This is a genomic window from Methylobacterium gregans (genome assembly GCF_022179245.1).
GTDB lineage: Bacteria > Pseudomonadota > Alphaproteobacteria > Rhizobiales > Beijerinckiaceae > Methylobacterium > Methylobacterium gregans.
In genome coordinates, this window is the sequence record NZ_BPQM01000047.1 from 1 (window position 1) to 16571 (window position 16571).

The 16571-nt window shown below is 69.2% G+C and carries 6 protein-coding genes; 3 read left to right on the plus strand and 3 right to left on the minus strand.

Annotated features, from left to right (window positions below):
* Nucleotides 1-670: 670 nt before the first annotated feature.
* Complete coding sequence (locus tag MFF54_RS10625) at nucleotides 671-3136, minus strand: PAS domain-containing protein (protein ID WP_238302724.1); 2466 nt, start codon at nucleotides 3134-3136, stop codon at nucleotides 671-673.
* 351 nt (nucleotides 3137-3487) lie between these two features.
* Here MFF54_RS10625 and MFF54_RS10630 point away from each other — a divergent pair, with 351 nt between their 5' ends.
* Both MFF54_RS10630 and MFF54_RS27720 read left to right on the plus strand, forming a co-directional pair.
* Nucleotides 3488-4663, plus strand: coding sequence for a YihY/virulence factor BrkB family protein (locus tag MFF54_RS10630; protein WP_192284130.1), 1176 nt, complete (start codon nucleotides 3488-3490; stop codon nucleotides 4661-4663).
* 287 nt (nucleotides 4664-4950) lie between these two features.
* The gene (locus MFF54_RS27720; RefSeq protein ID WP_306423955.1) at nucleotides 4951-8892 is read left to right on the plus strand and encodes a PAS domain S-box protein; all 3942 of its coding nucleotides are present in this window, start codon (nucleotides 4951-4953) and stop codon (nucleotides 8890-8892) included.
* 145 nt (nucleotides 8893-9037) lie between these two features.
* Here MFF54_RS27720 and MFF54_RS10645 read toward each other — a convergent pair whose 3' ends face one another.
* Nucleotides 9038-11779 carry a PAS domain-containing hybrid sensor histidine kinase/response regulator family protein gene (locus MFF54_RS10645; RefSeq protein ID WP_238302725.1) on the minus strand — a complete coding sequence of 914 codons (2742 nt, stop codon included), beginning with the start codon at nucleotides 11777-11779 and terminating at the stop codon, nucleotides 9038-9040.
* A gap of 636 nt (nucleotides 11780-12415) precedes the next feature.
* On the opposite strand from MFF54_RS10645, the gene MFF54_RS10650 reads away from it, so the two are divergent.
* Nucleotides 12416-15808: a bifunctional diguanylate cyclase/phosphodiesterase gene (locus MFF54_RS10650; RefSeq protein ID WP_192284128.1), complete on the plus strand. Its 3393-nt coding sequence runs from the start codon at nucleotides 12416-12418 to the stop codon at nucleotides 15806-15808.
* Here MFF54_RS10650 and gntA read toward each other — a convergent pair.
* Entirely contained in the window at nucleotides 15794-16501 is a 708-nt protein-coding gene (gene gntA, locus MFF54_RS10655) for a guanitoxin biosynthesis heme-dependent pre-guanitoxin N-hydroxylase GntA (RefSeq protein ID WP_192284127.1), read from the minus strand. The two genes, MFF54_RS10650 and gntA, sit on opposite strands and share 15 nt — an antisense overlap.
* Between the last annotated feature and the right edge of the window lie 70 nt (nucleotides 16502-16571).

Genomic DNA, 16571 nt, shown 5'->3' on the forward strand with positions numbered 1-16571 from the left:
CGCGCGCGCGCGAAGGCGCAGAAATCCTTCGAGGGGATCTCCTACGACCTCGCGCGTGTCCTCGGGCAGGCCATGGAAGAACTCGTCGAGCGCCGCGGCGTGAAGTTGCCCCAGGCCAAGAAGGCGCTTATGGCCCGCCTCGGGCTGACCCGGCAGTCCTGAAAGGCCGCTAGCGCGGCCTGGGCGAGCACCAGCCACCCGGGGTGGCATGTATTGGCCGATGCACAGGGCTTTCTGTTGGTCGAGGGCGGCATCCACCAGGGCCGCGCCCCAGTTTGAGGTCACTTCCGTCGCAGAAAGGCGCATAATCCTAGGTCTCTTTACGCCGTAGGCAACTGTTGGCTCATCCCGAAGGTCCTGCCGTGGCGTCAGTCCGAATTGGCAAAACGCTTACATCTGGCGCCCATCCGAACGGAAGGCCTGCGAACTCTTGACCCCTTGCAGACTTTCGAGCCTGCCGGTCCAGATGTCCGCTCCATAGGCTGAAGTGGACCTGTAGGCGGCCACGAACCCAGAAAGTACGGCCACGGTGGCGACCACATGCAATGGAGGCTGCCGGGAGGAAGCGACGTCCATCCATGCCGATCAATCCCTGTGATCAAGCTTGCTCATGGCCCCGCCGGCTATCTTAGGACCGAGGGTGTGCTTGAAGGCGACGGCGCCGGGTAGCTTACGCCCGCGCGGACGCTCTGCCCCTCCCGGCGACGACCGTCCTTAACGCGCGCGCCACCTCCTCGGCCGAGTAGGGCTTGCGCACGAGCTCGAACCCGTGGGCGTCGTCGCGGGCCAGCACGTCGCTGTAGCCGGTCGTCAGGACCACCGGCAGCTTCGGGTGGTCCGTCCGGAGCCGGCGAGCGAGTTCGACGCCCCCGATGCCGGGCATGACCACGTCCGAGAACACCGCGTCGAAGCGGAACGGCACCCGCTCCATCTCCGCGAGCGCAGCCTCCGCGTTGTGCGCCCAGATCGTGGAGTGGCCGAGATCCTCAAGGAGCTGGGTGCAGAAGCGCCCGACGTCGAGGTTGTCCTCCACGACCAGCACGCACAGGGCGCGGTCCGCGTCCTGCATGGCGGGCTCCTCCTCGCCGGTCTCCGCGCTGTCCGGGGGCGGGTCGACGTGGGGCAGGTACAGCGAGAAAGTCGTGCCGCGCCCCACCTCGCTCGCCACGTCCACGTCGCCGCCCGACTGCTTGGCGAAGCCGACGACCTGACTCAAGCCCAACCCGGTGCCCTTGCCGATTTCCTTCGTCGTGAAGAACGGCTCGAAGACCTTCGCGAGCAGGTCTGGCGCGATGCCGACGCCCTCGTCGGAGACCGACACCACCGCGAAGGGCCCGGGCGCGCCGGCATGCCCGCGGATCGTGGGCAGCGCCTCGCCGCAGGTGAGCCGGAGCGTCAGCGTGCCCTCCCCGTCCATGGCGTCGCGGGCGTTCACGGCGAGGTTCACCAGCGCCGTCTCGAACTGGCTCGTATCGGCCCGCACGTGGCAGGGCCCGTCCGTCACCTCGGTCTTGATGCGGATGCGCGCGCCGGTCACCGCGTTGAGCATCTCCGAGGTGCCCCGCACGCGGTCCCGCAGGTCGAACACCTCGGGCTTGAGCGCCTGCCGCCGCGCGAAGGACAGGAGCTGGCTCGTCAGCTTAGCGGCCCGGTCGACCGTGTCCGCCACCGCCTCAAGGTAGCGGGTACGACGCTCCTCCGGCAGGTTCGGCCGGCGCAGGAACTCGACAGATGAGCGGATGATGGTGAGCAGGTTGTTGAAGTCATGCGCCACGCCGCCGGTGAGCTGGCCGACCGCCTCCATCTTCTGCGCGTGGCGCAAGGCCTCCTCGGCCCGGGCGAGCTGCTCCTGGCCGCGCAGCCGCTCGGTTGCGTCGGTGCCGTACTGGAAGGCACCGATCCTCCCGCCCGCGCCGTCCCGCAGCGTGGTGAACCTCAGCTCGTAGCAGCGCCGCCTGCGGGCCGGGTCGCCGAACTCGCCGACGAGCGTGAACTCCTCCCCTGACAGGGCGCGCGCCCATACCTCGCGGGACGCGGCCTGGTGCTCGGGCTTGTCCGCAAGCAGGTCGATCAGGTTGTCGCCCGCTCGTGGCCGGACCCCGTAGATCGCCTCGAACTCGTCCGCGCAGGCGCGATTGATGGCCAGCACCCGGAAGTCTGGGTCGAGGGCGTTAACCAGGGCGTCGGTCGTCTCGAACACGTCCGCCCAGAGCTTGCGCTGGGCGAGCGCCTCGGTGACGCGTTGCTCCAGCGTCTCGTTCACCTCGCGCAAGCGCTCCTCTGCGAGCCTGCGGTCGTGGATGTCCTCGACGACGCCGTACCAACGGACGATGCCGCCGCCCTCGTTCCGGCGCGGACGCGCGCGGGCACGCATCCAGCGGTACTCGCCGGTGGCCGCCACGCGGATGCGGTAGTCGACGTCCACCGGATCGCCGGACGTCAGAGCCGCCGAGAAGGCCGTCATGGTCCAAGGCACGTCGTCGGGGTGCAGCGCCTTGGCCCAGCCGGAGCCGTCCGGCTCACCCGGAGCCTGCCCCGTCAGTTCGAGCCAGCGGTTCGAGTAAGAGGTGATGTTGCCGTCGGGGTCGCAGGTCCAGGGCACCTGCGGGTTGAGCTCGACCGCGTGGCGGAAATGGTCCTCGCTCTCGCGGAGGCGCGCCTCGCCAAGCACCCGCGACGTGGTCTCCGCGGTGACGCAGAACAGCCCGTTGACGGCGCCGGCATCGTCCAGCACAGGCGAGTAGGAGAAGGACCACCAGCTCCGCTCCGGCACTCCCTGTCGCGAGAGGTCCAGCATGACGTCGGTGAGCGCCTGGCTCTCGCCCGACAGAGTGGCGTCGACCAGCGGGCCGATCTCGTCCCAGATGCTGGCCCAGACCTCGCGGAAGGGACGAGCCAGCGCGGTGTCCAGCCGGTAGCCGAGAATCGGGCGGTAGGCGTCGTTGTAGAAGCAAAGCAGGTCAGGCCCCCAGGCCAGGAACATCGCCGTGGGGCAGGACAGCATCAAGGACAGGGCATTGCGCAGGGCCGGCGGCCATTCCTCGGGCGGGCCGAGCGAGGTTTCCGACCAGTCGCGGGCGCGGATCTCCGAACCCGTCGTACCCCCGGACGGCAGGAACGAGAAGGCGTCAACCATGCCGTGCGCGGTCCCGCATCCCATCGGGCGCCCGCCGGCCGCCCGGTCGGCGCGAGCGCGCATCGCTCGGGGCATGCGAACGGCCCGAAGCCGCCGACGGCGTCACGCAACGGGAAGTCTCGCCGGGCATCGCGGTTGCATCCCCCTAGGTACGGTGCGGGCAGACGCCTCACCCTGCCACGCTTGATCGGTCCTGGCCCTAGATAGTGCGGGAGCGTGCAAACGACCGCTCCGCGGCGAGGGGTCGCGCGGTCGATCCGTGGCATCAACGGCTCGACGGCACCAAAGCGTGTCCATTGCCGTTGTGACAGTGCCCCAGGGCTAAGCGTGAGCCCTGCGTTCCGGTGAGCCATGACGGACCAGCCTACCCCACCGCCTCCCTCCACCGCCCCCGCACAGGCCGCCTCGACCCTATGGACGGCTTTCCTGGGCGTGGCTCTCGTCGGCCTGGTCGCCCTGCCAAGGCGGCGCGCAGGTCCCTCGCCCGTCGCGAGCGGTTCCGGGAAGGACGAACGGAAGCTCGGGACCGAGGATGGTCCCGCCTCGCATGAGGGCGCCGCGGCCGCGCACCTTGCCGAAGCCGAACCGGAGCGGGGGCGCCAGGCGGACACGCCGTCCGAGATCTCGGCCAAGGGCTGGAAGGACATCGCGCTCCGCCTCTACCAGGAGTTCGGCAACGACCGCATCCTGCTGGTCGCGGCCGGCGTCACCTTCTACGCCATCCTGGCGCTGTTCCCGGCCGTGGCGGCGCTCGTCTCCATCTACGGCGCGGTCGCGGACCCGAGCACGATCAACACGCACCTCAACGAGTTGCGCGGCATCCTGCCGGACGGCGCCATCGACATCGTCGGCGGGCAGGTGCAGCGGTTGACCGCGACCGGCGACACCGCCCTCGGCCTCACCGCCATCTTCAGCATCCTGCTCTCGCTCTGGAGCGCCAACGGCGGGATGAAGGCCATCTTCGACGCCCTCAACATCGCTTACGAGGAGGAGGAGAAGCGCTCCTTCGTCATGCTCAACCTGCAGTCGCTCGCCTTCACGGCAGGTGCGCTGCTGTTCGTGGTGCTAGCGCTGACCGGCATCGTGGTGGTGCCGGCTGCGCTGCAGGTGCTCGGGCTCGACCAGAAGGCCTGGTACATCGCGCTCCTGCGCTTCCCGGCCCTGCTGGTCCTCGTCATCGGCACCCTGGCGGTGCTGTACCGCTACGGTCCGAGCCGCAGGAAGCCGAAGTGGCGCTGGGTGACCTGGGGAAGCGCGGTGGCCGGCACCCTGTGGCTCGTCGCGTCGGGACTGTTCTCCTGGTACGTGGCCAACTTCGGCAGCTACAACGAGACCTACGGCTCGCTGGGCGCCGCCATCGGCTTCATGACCTGGATCTGGCTGTCCACGACGGTGGTGCTGCTCGGGGCCGAGCTCAACGCCGAGATGGAGCATCAGACCGCGCGCGACACAACGGTCGGGGGCGGCAAGCCGCTCGGCGCCCGCCAGGCCCGCATGGCCGATACGGTGGCGGCTTCCTCAACCTGACAGGCCACTCGCACGAGCGGCTCGCGTGCGGGCGATTGCGTAGCCACATGCCTCGGCCTACGCCTGGCCTGCCTCATCGGACACGAGCGGTTATCCTCGCACGTGTCCGACCTGACCCCGATTCGCCTACTCCCGGCGCCGAAGCATCCCTACCGACGCATGCCCGAGATCCAATTGGCCGCTTCCCGAACCGCCCGGCTGCGGGTGCCTCCGATGCCGAACCGTGATGGCGGAGGAGCGCGGTGAACGGCATCGGGAGCGGGTGCCCGCAGGATCGGTCACGCCTGATGGACCCGGTGCCCTACCAGGCGATCTTCGAGAGCGCCGTCGACTTTGCCATCGTCACCACCGACCATGAGGGGCGCGTCACCGCCTGGAACCCGGGCGCGGAGCGCATCCTGGGGTGGTCCGCCGAGGAGATGGTCGGGCATTCGGCGGAGAACTTCTTCACCCCCGAGGACCGAGCCGCGGGGCGGCCAGAGACGGAGATGCGGTGCGCCGCCGAGACGGGACGTGCGGCCGACGAGCGCTGGCACCTGCGCAAGGACGGCTCTCGGTTCTGGGCCAGCGGCGAGATGATGCCCTTGCGCTCGCCCGCGGGCGCCGACCTGGGCTTTCTCAAGATCCTGCGCGACCGCACCGAGGCGACGGCGAGCGAGGGCGAGACCCGCCGCAGCCGGGACGAACTCCAGGTCGTCACCGATGCGCTGCCGGTCCTCATCAGCTTCATCGACAAGGACCACGTCTACCGCTTCGCGAACCGGCATTACGAGACCTGGTTCGGCCGGCCCGCGAGTGAGATCCTGGACCGACACGTGCGCGAGGTCGTCGGCGAGGAAGTCTACCAGGAACGGCTCCCCTTCATGGCGCGGGCGCTCGCCGGCAAGGACATCACCTTCGACGCGCTGATGCCGTACCGTGACGGCGCGTCTCGGCAATCGGAGATCCGCTACATCCCCCGCCGGACGGAGGGCGGTGTCGTCGACGGCATCTTCGTCATGGTCACCGACATCGCCGAGCGCCATCGCGCCAGGGCCGACCTGCAGGAGGCCGAGGACCGCCTCAGGCTGGCCCTGGAGGGTGCCGGCACCGGCATCTACGACTACGACCTCGTCACCGGCGCGCTCACCTGGGACGCTCGCACCCGTGCCCTATTCGGGCTCTCCGACGACGACCCGGTCTCATACGAGGAAGCCTTCCTGCCCGGCGTGCACCCGGACGACCGCGAGCGGGCGGACCGCACCGTCCAAGCCGCCATCGGCTCGCGCGAGGGCTTTGGCATCGAGTACCGCGTCATAGGCCGACGCGATGCGGTCGAACGCACGCTCGCCGCCAAGGGCAACACCGTGTTCCGGGACGGAAGGCCCGTACGCTTCGTGGGTACGGTCCGCGACATCACGGAGGCCCGGGCAGCCGAGGCGCAGGCGCAACGGCTGGCGGCGCTCGTCGAGCAGTCGAGCGACTTCATCGGCGTCGCGGACCTCGACGGCAACGCCGAGTTCGTCAACGAGGGCGGTCGCCGGCTGGTCGGGCTCGCGAGCCTGGAGGAAGCTCGCCGTTACGACGTGGTGGACTTCTTCGAGCCCGGCGATAGGGCGACGGTGTTGGACGTGGCGCTTCCGGCGGCGCGCGAGCGTGGCTTCTGGGAAGGCGACCTCGCGTTCCGCAACTTCTCGACCGGCGCCGCCGTCCCGGTCCACTATACCCTCTTCCCGGTCCGCGACGCGCACGGCGCCGTCACCGGCTACGGCACCGTCACCCGCGACCTCACCGAGCGCCGGCGTCAGGAATCCTTCAGGGACGCGCTGATCGCGTTCGGCGACAGGCTCCAGGCGTGCCGCGACACCGCCGAGATGGCGGCCGTCGGGGCCGAGATCATGGCGCGCACGCTGGGCCTGGACCGGGCAGGCTACGGCACGGTCGACGAGGCGCTGGAACTCATCGAGATTGAGCGGGACTGGACCGCGCCGGGCGTGCCGAGCATCGCCGGCCGCCACCGCTTCGACGAGTACGGCGATGTCCGGGCGGGCCTGGCGCAAGGACGCGAGGTCGTGATCCAGGACGTGACGACCGACCCGCGGACCGCGGGCAACCCGGGCCCGCTCCTGGCCATCGGCGTCCGCGCCCTGATCAACGTGCCGGTGGTGGAGCAGGACCGGCTCGTGGCCCTGTTCTTCCTGCACGACCGGCAGGTTCGCGACTGGCGGACCGACAAGCTCGCCTTCGTCCGAGACATCGCCGAGCGCACCCGGGCGGCCATCGAGCGCTTCCGCGCCGAGGCGAGCCGGCGCGAGAGCGAGGAGCAGTTCCGGGTCTTCGCCCAGGCCATACCGAACCAGGTCTGGGCCGCGCGTCCGGACGGCGCGCTGTACTGGTTCAACGACCAGTTCTACGCCTATTGCGGCGAGCCGCCGGGGAGCCTGCTCGGTCCCGATGCCTGGGCCCGTATCGTCCACCCGGATGACGTCGGTCCGGTCGCAACGGCATGGGACCGAGCCCGCGGAACCGGGGGCGTCTACGAGGCCGAGTACCGGCTGCGGCGCGCGGACGGTGCGTACCGCTGGTTCCTGGTCCGGGGCGAAGCGGTTCGGGATGCCGCTGGCCGCATCACGCGCTGGGTCGGCACCACCACCGACATCGACGACCAGAAGCGGGCGGCGGCCGAGCTGAGCCGCCTCGCCGGCAGCCTGGAGCGGCAAGTCGAGGAGCGAACGCGCGACCGCGACCGCATGTGGCTGCTCTCGACCGACGTGATGCTCGTCGCCGACTTCAAGGCCCGCATCGAGGCCGTGAACCCGGCGTGGACCACGCTGTTTGGCTGGAGCGAGGCCGAGCTGCTCGGGGGCGACTTCATGAGCCTCGTCCATCCGGACGACGTGACGGCGACGCTCGCCGAGGTCGGCAAGCTGGCGCAGGGCGTCAGGACACTACGCTTCGAGAACCGCTACCGGCACAAGGATGGCAGCTATCGCTGGCTGTCCTGGACGGCGGTACCGGACGAGGCGTTCATCCATGCTGTCGGACGCGACGTCTCGGCCGAGAGGGAGGCGGCCGAGGCGCTTACGCGGACCGAGGAGGCGCTCCGGCAGTCGCAGAAGATGGAGGCGGTCGGCCAGCTGACGGGTGGCCTCGCCCATGACTTCAACAACCTGCTCACGGGGATCTCGGGCAGCCTGGAACTCCTGCAGACCCGGATGAGCCAGGGCCGGCTGACTGACCTCGACCGCTACATCAATGCCGCGCAGGGCGCCTCGAAGCGGGCGGCGGCCCTGACCCACCGTCTGCTCGCGTTCTCGCGCCGGCAGACGCTCGACCCGAAGCCGACCGACGTGAACGCGCTCATCCACGGCATGGAGGAACTCATCCGCCGGACGGTGGGCCCGGCCACCCACATCGAGGTGGTCGGCGCCGCCGGTCTCTGGCCGGCGCTCGTCGACCCGCCGCAGCTTGAGAACGCGCTTCTGAACCTGTGCATCAACGCGCGGGACGCCATGCCGGACGGGGGCCGCATCACCATCGAGACGGCCAACAAGTGGCTCGACGACCGAACGGCGAGGGAGCGCGAACTGCCGCCCGGGCAGTACCTGTCCCTGTGCGTGACCGACACCGGCACGGGCATGACGCTGGACGTCATCGCCCGCGCATTCGACCCGTTCTTCACGACGAAGCCGACCGGCCAAGGGACTGGCCTCGGCCTGTCGATGATCTACGGCTTTGCCAGGCAGTCCGGCGGACAGGTGCGCATCTACTCGGAGGTGGGACAGGGCACGACCATGTGCATCTACCTGCCGCGCCACTACGGCGACGCGGAGGGCGCCGAGAGCCTGCCGGACCTGGCTTCGGCCCCGCGCGCCGAGCAGGGCGAGACGGTGCTCATCGTCGACGACGAGCCGAGCATCCGCATGCTGGTCACCGAGGTGCTGGAGGATCTCGGCTACACGGCCATCGAGGCGGCCGACGCGGCCTCCGGGCTGAAGGTGCTACAGTCGGACGTGCGCATCGACCTGCTCGTCACGGACGTCGGCCTGCCGGGCGGGATGAACGGGCGCCAGATGGCGGATGCCGGCCGCGTGAACCGCCAGGGCCTGAAGGTGCTGTTCATCACGGGCTACGCCGAGAACGCGGCGGTCGGCAACGGCCACTTGGAGCCTGGCATGGCGGTGCTGACGAAGCCCTTCGTGATGGAGGTGCTCGCCTCCCGCATCAAGGAGCTCATCGCGGCGCCCTGAAGGATCGTGCCGGCGCGCCCGCGGATTCCTCGTCATCTCGGCGGCCCGCACGGGCGCAAGCTGCGCGCCCATTTCGCGCCATTGGGGCCGGACCCATGCGTTGCCCGACCTCCGTGCGGCAGTCTGGGTGCCGGTCCGGTGGGGGTCAAGCCTGCCGCGGGGGCAGACGCCGGAGGATGCGAGAGAGTTGCCCGGCCGAGTAGGGCTTGTGCAGGAGTTCGAAACCGTGGTCTCCCTCCTGCGCCAGCACGTGGCTGTAGCCGGATGTCAGGACCACCGGTAGGCTCGGGAAGCGGCGCCGGATCTCGCGCGCGAGCTCGACCCCGTTCATGCCCGGCATCACCACGTCCGAGAACACCGCGTCGAACCCCGCGCAGTCCGGGCCGAGCAGCGCCAGCGCCTCCCCCGCGTTCGCGGCCCACGTCGTCTCGTAACCGAGGTCCTCCAGGATCTGGGTTGCGAAACGCCCCACCTCCACGTTGTCCTCGACGACAAGCACGCGCTGGCCCGCGCCGCCGTCCGCGGCGTCCCGCTCCACGGTCCGCGTCTCCTCGCCCCCGGCGGGCTCGACCTGCGGCAGGTAGAGGGTGAAGGTCGAGCCGCGCCCGGGCGCGCTTATGACGTCGACGTCGCCGCCCGACTGCTTGGCGAAGCCGAACACCTGGCTGAGGCCAAGGCCGGTTCCCTTGCCGATCTCCTTCGTGGTGAAGAACGGCTCGAAGATGCGCCCGACCACGTCGGCCGGGATGCCGGAGCCGGTGTCGGCGAGGGATACGGCAGCGAAGGGGCCCGGTGCCGCTGCGTGCCCGCGGATGGCGGGCTTGGCCAAGCCGCAGGCCAGACGCAGGGTCAGCGTGCCCTCGCCGTCCATCGCGTCGCGGGCGTTCACCGCCATGTTGACGAGCGCGGTCTCGAACTGGCTGCGGTCGGCCCGCACGAAGCAGGGCGCATCCGGCAGTTCGGTGACGACCCGGATGCGCGCGCCCGTGACCGTGTCGAGCATCTCCGCCACGCCGTTTAGGGCGGCGACGAGGTCGAACGCCTCCGCCTTCAGCGCCTGCCGCCGCGCGAAGGCAAGGAGTTGCCCCGTCAGCTTGGCGGCCCGGTCCACCGTCTCCGAGACTGCATCGAGGTAGCGGGCCTTGCGCGCCTCGGCCAGGTCCGGCCGGCGCAAGAAGTCGACGGAGGAGCGGATGATGGTCAGCAGGTTGTTGAAGTCGTGCGCCACGCCCCCGGTCAATTGCCCGATGGCCTCCAGCTTCTGCGACTGGCGCAGCGCCTCCTCCGCCTCGTGCAGGGCGACCGCGCGCTCCTTCTCGGCGGTGACGTCGCGTCCGTAGGCGTAGACGATGTCGCCCTCGGTCGCCGTGTGCCAGGAGATCCAGCGCGGCGTGCCGTCCCTGTGGCGGTATCGGTTCTCGAAGGCGGTCAGGTCCTCGTCTAAAGCCGCGTAGGACAGCGCCGTGCGCGTGACGACGCGGTCCTCGGGCCAGATGAACTCCAGGAAGCTCCGACCCACCACTTCCGCAGGGTCGTGGCCGAGGATAGCCTTCCAGGCCGGGTTCACGGCCCGGAAGACTCCGTCGACGCCGACCACGACAAGCAGGTCGCGCGAGTTGCGCCAGACCCAGTCGTGCTCGGCCGTGCGCTCGGCGATGCGCCGCTCCAACGCCTCGTTGAAGCGGACGAGGTCGGCCATGACGCATTTGCGGTCGTCGATGTCGGTGCAGGTCCCGACCCACCGCGTGAGGGCGCCGTCTCGGCTGCGCACCGGCTTGCCGCGCGTCAGGAACCAGCGGTAGGCGCCGTCCGCGCGGCGGATGCGAAACTCGGCCTCGTAGTCCTCGCCCGTTGCGAGCGACAACCGCCATGCCTTGTCGACCCCGCTCCGGTCGTCCGGATGGACGATGCCGGTCCAGGCGGAGCCGTCGAGCGTCCCGGCGGCCGCGCCGCTGTAGGCGTAGACCTGCTCGTTGAACCAGTAGAGTTGGCCATTGGGGCGTGCCGCCCAGACGTGGCTCGGCATGGCCTGGGCGAAGACGCGGAACTGCTCCTCGCTCGCGCGGAGCGCCTCCTCCCGGACGTGCTCGGCGGTGACGTCCTGCGCGACGCCACCGATGCGCCGGAGGCGGCCCTCGCCGTCGCGGATCGGGAAGCCGGTGTCCCGGATGTGCCGGACGCCCCCGTCCGGGCGCACGATGCGGTACTCGACCGTGAGCGTCTCGCCTGCGAGGAGGCGCGGCATGGCGGCGTAGGCGCGCTCGCGGTCCTCCGGGTGCACCAGCGCGGCCCACCGCCCGAGGTCGTCCAAGACGAGTTCGCGCCGGTCGCCCCAGACGCGCTCGTAGGCCGGGCTCAGGTACTCCAGGCGGTTGCCCGCAGGGTCGGCGATCCAGAGAACGTCGGCGGAGTTCTCGGCGAAGCTCCTGAAGCGCTCCTCGCTGGCGGCCAGCCCCGCCGCGGCGCGGAACCGGGCGGTCGTCTCCTGCGCCACGTTGAAGACGCCGGCGACGGTGCCGTCCGGGGCGAGTACCGGGTTGAGGCTGTAGGTGAAGAAGACCTCCTCGGGCGTGCCGGCCCGGTCGAGAAGCAGGCGCTGGTCCTGCACCTCGACGGCGCCCTCGCCGGAGAGCACCCGGGCGAACATGGGCCCGAGCTCGTCCCAAGCCTCGGGGAACACCTCGCGTGCCGGGCGCCCCATGGCACCCGGATGCTTGCCGCCGACCAGCGCCCCCCAGGCATCGTTGTAGAGGATGGCGAGATCCGTTCCCCAGTACACCGCTATCGGAGTGGCGGCCTGGAGCACGATCCCCGTCGCGAGGATGAGCGTGTCCGGCCAAGATTCCGGAGGCCCCAGCGCAGTCGCCGACCAGTCGAACGCCCGCATGCGGCCGCCCATTTCGCCGCCGCCAGGGAATACGTTCGAGGATGTCGTGATCGCGCCTACCATCCCGCAACTGGGTCCGATTTATCAGGACCTTCCTTGTGGCTGAAACGCCACAATCGATTCAAGCCCGCTCTCGGCTTGTCGGACAGAGGGGCGGCGCCGCGGCGAACTAGCGCGACGCGTCCGGAGTGCACCTTCAAGCGGCGCGGACACGGCGGCGGCATTTGGAACCCCGTGGTCGGAATCCGACGCTCGGTCCTCACCATTGAACGTCCGAGAAGGCGGGGAAGCAGCGGTTCAGCCGACGGGTATTGAACATTAGGAGCGCGCCGTCTGCCCATCGCTACCCTCGCGCGGTTGCGGGTTCGCAGTGGATGCGTGAGCAGGCCCGGACGCGACGGCGCGGCTTCCATGGGTTCGAGCTCACGGATCGGCGCTGGTCCGGCGGCGGGTTTAGCGACTTGGAGGAAGCCACTTGTCGGTTCCGCTCGGCTCGGGTCGAGGCAGTGTCAGCATGTGGAGGAGGCGGCCAAGGTGTACCCCGGCCAAGGCCTTGCCGGCAGTAACAAAAGAGTGCCGCGTAACGAAGCCTTAGCGCGCACCTGCTGATGCTGACATCCATCAGAAACGGATGTCATGTTCAGCCCGACCATGCCCAGTGTCATCGAAGAGGAGCGCATCGCTTCGATTAAGGAGCTTGGCGCCGACGCGATGGGGCCGTCCCCCTCTCTCGACCGCATCTGCGACCTGGCTCGGCACATCTTCGCCGTTCCCATCGCGTACGTGTCCGTCCTCGACGGCGAGACGCAGTGGCTGAAAGCGCAATGCGGCGTGTCGCTGGGTGACATGCCGCGGGGGCAGGCGCTCTGCGACCATACCATTGGCGCCGACGACGTGTTGGTCGTTCCCGACACCTTGGAGGATGAGCGCTTCGCGACGAATGCCCTCGTTACCGCTGGGCCTGGCATCCGGTTCTACGCGGGCGCGCCTCTGCTGCTGGAGCCGGGCATACGGCTGGGTGCGCTCTGCGTCGCCGACACCGCGCCGCGCGTGTTCCGTTCGGACCAAGCCGTGATCCTCGCCAAGCTCGCCGAGGTGGCGATGGCGGAGTTGATCCGCCATCGCGCCGACGTCAAGGCGGTGGCGGACCGCGACGAACTGGCTCGGGTTGCGCAACAGAAGGCCGAGCGGGACGAGGAAGTGCTGAAGCAGCGTACTCTCCTCTCGCAGGCCGAGAGCGTCAGCGCCTCGGGAAGCTGGGAGGTCGACCTCACGACGGGAGAGCTGACCTGGTCGGACGGGCTCTACCGCCTCCTCGGCGTCGAACCCGATGCCGGGCACGATGCGGCGAGCTTGTTCCGACGGAGCGTCCATCCCGAAGATCTCCATCTCCTGGATGAAGCGATCCGAGCGGTCGAGGGGGCCCGATCCTTCGCCATCGAGATCCGCATCGTCGACGCCGCAGGTAGGACGCGCCACCTGTCGAGCCGCGGTGGCCCCATGGAAGCCATCGCCGGGAGGCCGCCGCGCATGGTCGGCATCCTGTGCGACGTCTCCGAGGCCAAGGCCGTGGAGGCAAGGCTCCGCGAGAGCGAGGATCACCATCGCCATGCCGTGGAATTGAGTCCACAGATTCCCTGGACGGCGGACGCGCACGGAGGCATCACCGAGGCGGGTCCACGCTGGCTTGAACTCACCGGGATGACCGCGGCCCAGACCCTGGGCCACGGCTGGACCTCGGCCGTTCATCCCGACGACCTTCCGCCGACGACCGCGAAGTGGGCCTACGCCCTGGACCAGCGCTGTCCACTCGACACCGAGTACCGGGTCATGCTGCGCTCGGGTACGTACCGCTGGTTCCGCGCCTATGCGGCTCCGCGCCTCGCGTCCGATGGGTCGGTGCTGCGCTGGTACGGCACGCTCGAAGACATCCACGACCGCAAGCTCGCGGAAGCGGGGCTCCGCCAGAGCGTGGCCTTCGCGCGTAGCATCCTCGATGGCAGCCCCGACTTCGTCACGGTTCTCGACCTCGATGGGCGCGTGCGCTCGCTTGGTCGAAAGGCAATGGAGCGACTAAGCCAGGACGTGGCGAACCGGATCGTCGGACGTTCATGGGCAGACACCTGGCCAAAGGCGCACCGTGCTGCCGTCAAGCAAGCCGTGGCTCACGCCCGCGCTGGTACCGGACACCGCTTCTCCTGCATCTGCCCGGACAGGGTGGGCGCGGATACGTCGTGGGATATCACGGTCGACCCCGTCAGGGACGCCGACGGCACCATCACGCACATCCTCGTCATCTCCCGCGACGTGTCGGAGCAGGAGCGGATGCGGCGGGAGGTCAATGCCGCGCGCGCCCAGGTGGCCGAGGTGCTGGAGAGCACCACGGATTGCGTCATCGTCGTCGACCGTGACTCCCGCGTCACCTACATGAATCCGCACGCCAGGACCTTTGTCGGCAGAACCAGCGCACTCAAGGTCGGGGAGGTCTTCTGGGATGCCTACCCCGAGTACCTCACGACTGACCTGAAGCGGCGTTTCGAGCCCGTTCATGCCCGTGGCGAGGCGGTCAAGTTCGAGATGTTCGCCCAGAGAGCTGACATCTGGCTTGAGATCCATGCCTTCCCGAACGGGAGCGATGGCATGTCCATATTCTTTCGAGACGTGACGGAAGCGCGCCGCGCCCGCGAGGAGATCGTCCACCTTGCCCACCACGATCCGCTGACGGGCCTCTTGAACCGAACGAGCTTCAACAAGGTACTGGAGGAAGCGCTTGAACGCGGCGGCGAGGAAGTCGCCGTTCTCCTGCTCGATCTCGACCTGTTCAAGGAGGTGAACGACACCATGGGCCATCCGGTCGGCGACGCCTTGCTCCGCGCGGTCGCGCGCCGGCTTCGCGAGACGGTAGGGGATGGAAGCCGAATGGCCCGCCTCGGCGGCGACGAGTTCGCCGTGGTCCACATCGGGGATGTGGGCTCTGCGTCGGCGTTCGCCGGGAGGATGACCGCTTGCCTGCGGCCGCCGTTCGAGATCGACGGCAACGTCATCCATCTCGGAGCAAGCGTAGGCCTGGCCCGGGTCGCGGACGGTCGCAGGTCCACGGACGAACTCTTTAAGGCCGCCGACATCGCACTCTACCGCGCAAAGGCGGACGGAGGCGGCACCGTACGGCTGTTCGAGGACGGTATGCTGGAGCGTATCCGCGTCCGCCAGTTCATGAAGCAGGAACTCGGCGGTGCGTTGGAACGCGAGGAGCTGCACCTCGCCTACCAGCCGCTGCTGGACCTCCGTTCCGGCACGGTCCGAGCCGTCGAGGCCTTGCTCCGCTGGGACCACCCGACGAAAGGCTCCGTCTCCCCGGCGGAGTTCATCCCGCTCGCCGAGGAGACGGGCCTCATCGTGCCCATCGGCGACTGGGTGCTGCAGACGGCGTGTCGACAAGCTACCGAATGGCCGGAAGACGTCTCCGTTGCGGTCAACGTCTCGGCGGTCCAGTTCCGCTGCAACAGCCTGCCCCTGAAGGTGGCGGCGGCACTCGCGCGCTCCGGTCTGGCCCCAGCCCGTCTTGAGTTGGAGATTACGGAGTCTGTCCTTCTCCATGAGAGCGAGCACAACATGCGCATCCTGCACGCCCTGAAGGGGCTCGGCGTGCGCATCGCACTCGACGACTTCGGAACCGGGTTCTCGTCGCTCTCGTACCTACGCCTCTTCCCCTTCGACAAGCTTAAGCTCGACCGCTGCTTTGTCAGCGACATTGGACGTTCGTCCCAATCCGAAGCGATCATCCGAGCGGCGGGAGAGATGGGCAGGGCGCTCTCGATGGTCACGACGGCAGAGGGTGTCGAGACAGCAGACCAGCTTGCTTGGCTGAAGGCTAACGGCTGGTCACAGGCGCAGGGTTACTTTGTTGGGCGACCGTCCCGACTTCCATTTGATTTGGCTTACCGGAAAGGAGGCCAAACCGAGCTCCCGAGCGGGAGCGACGCCCGAGGGAAGGAGCAGAAGACGGCGCCGATCCTAGGGCAGGCTTGAGCCTTTGCCAGCGCCTTCGCCGCGCGGCCGGAACGGGCAACGCCACTCCTCGCCCACGACACGGCCGCTGTACTGACGCGCCTCTGACGCCTCGCCGTGGCGCGCCAGCATCGGGTTCGCCGAGCCGGCCAGCGCCTCGTCCCGCTGCAGGATGGAGGCGCGCAGCTTCTCGTAGCGCCCTGCCTCGCGCAGCTGCTCGAACTGAGCGTGCAGGTTGAACACCAGCGCGGGCGAGGAGAACCGCCGCGCCGGCCGGCTTGCGTTCGGGTGCAGGCCGACCACGAAAAACGCCTCGCCGGCGAAGCTCAGCGAGAAGTGCGGACTGTCCGGCTCCTGGGCGACGCGTCCGTCCCAGGGATGCCCGAGCCAGGCATCCTTGTCGGCGAGCGACTGCACCCGGTCCCAGAGGTGCCGCTCGAAACCCTCCTCATCGAGGTTGCCGGGACCCTCGAACACCACCGCGAAGCTCTGGAACAGGTCCGGCCGCCTCCGATAGCGCGCCGCGAAGGCCATCAGCGCCGGGTAGATGCGCATGTCGTCCCAGGCCGAGGTGATGTCGCGGGCGACCAAGACGCGCATCTGCCCCTTGGTCAGGGCCGACTTGGCGCCGACGCACGGGAAGCCGGCGTCGCGGATGAAGGCACGGAAGGCTTCCGCCTGCGGATGGTTGGTATCGTCTCTAGGCAGCTGCATCGGAACTCGGTACGCACGTCGCACGAATGACCAAGAAACCGCGCGAGGTGGCGCGGCCTCGGGCAACGAC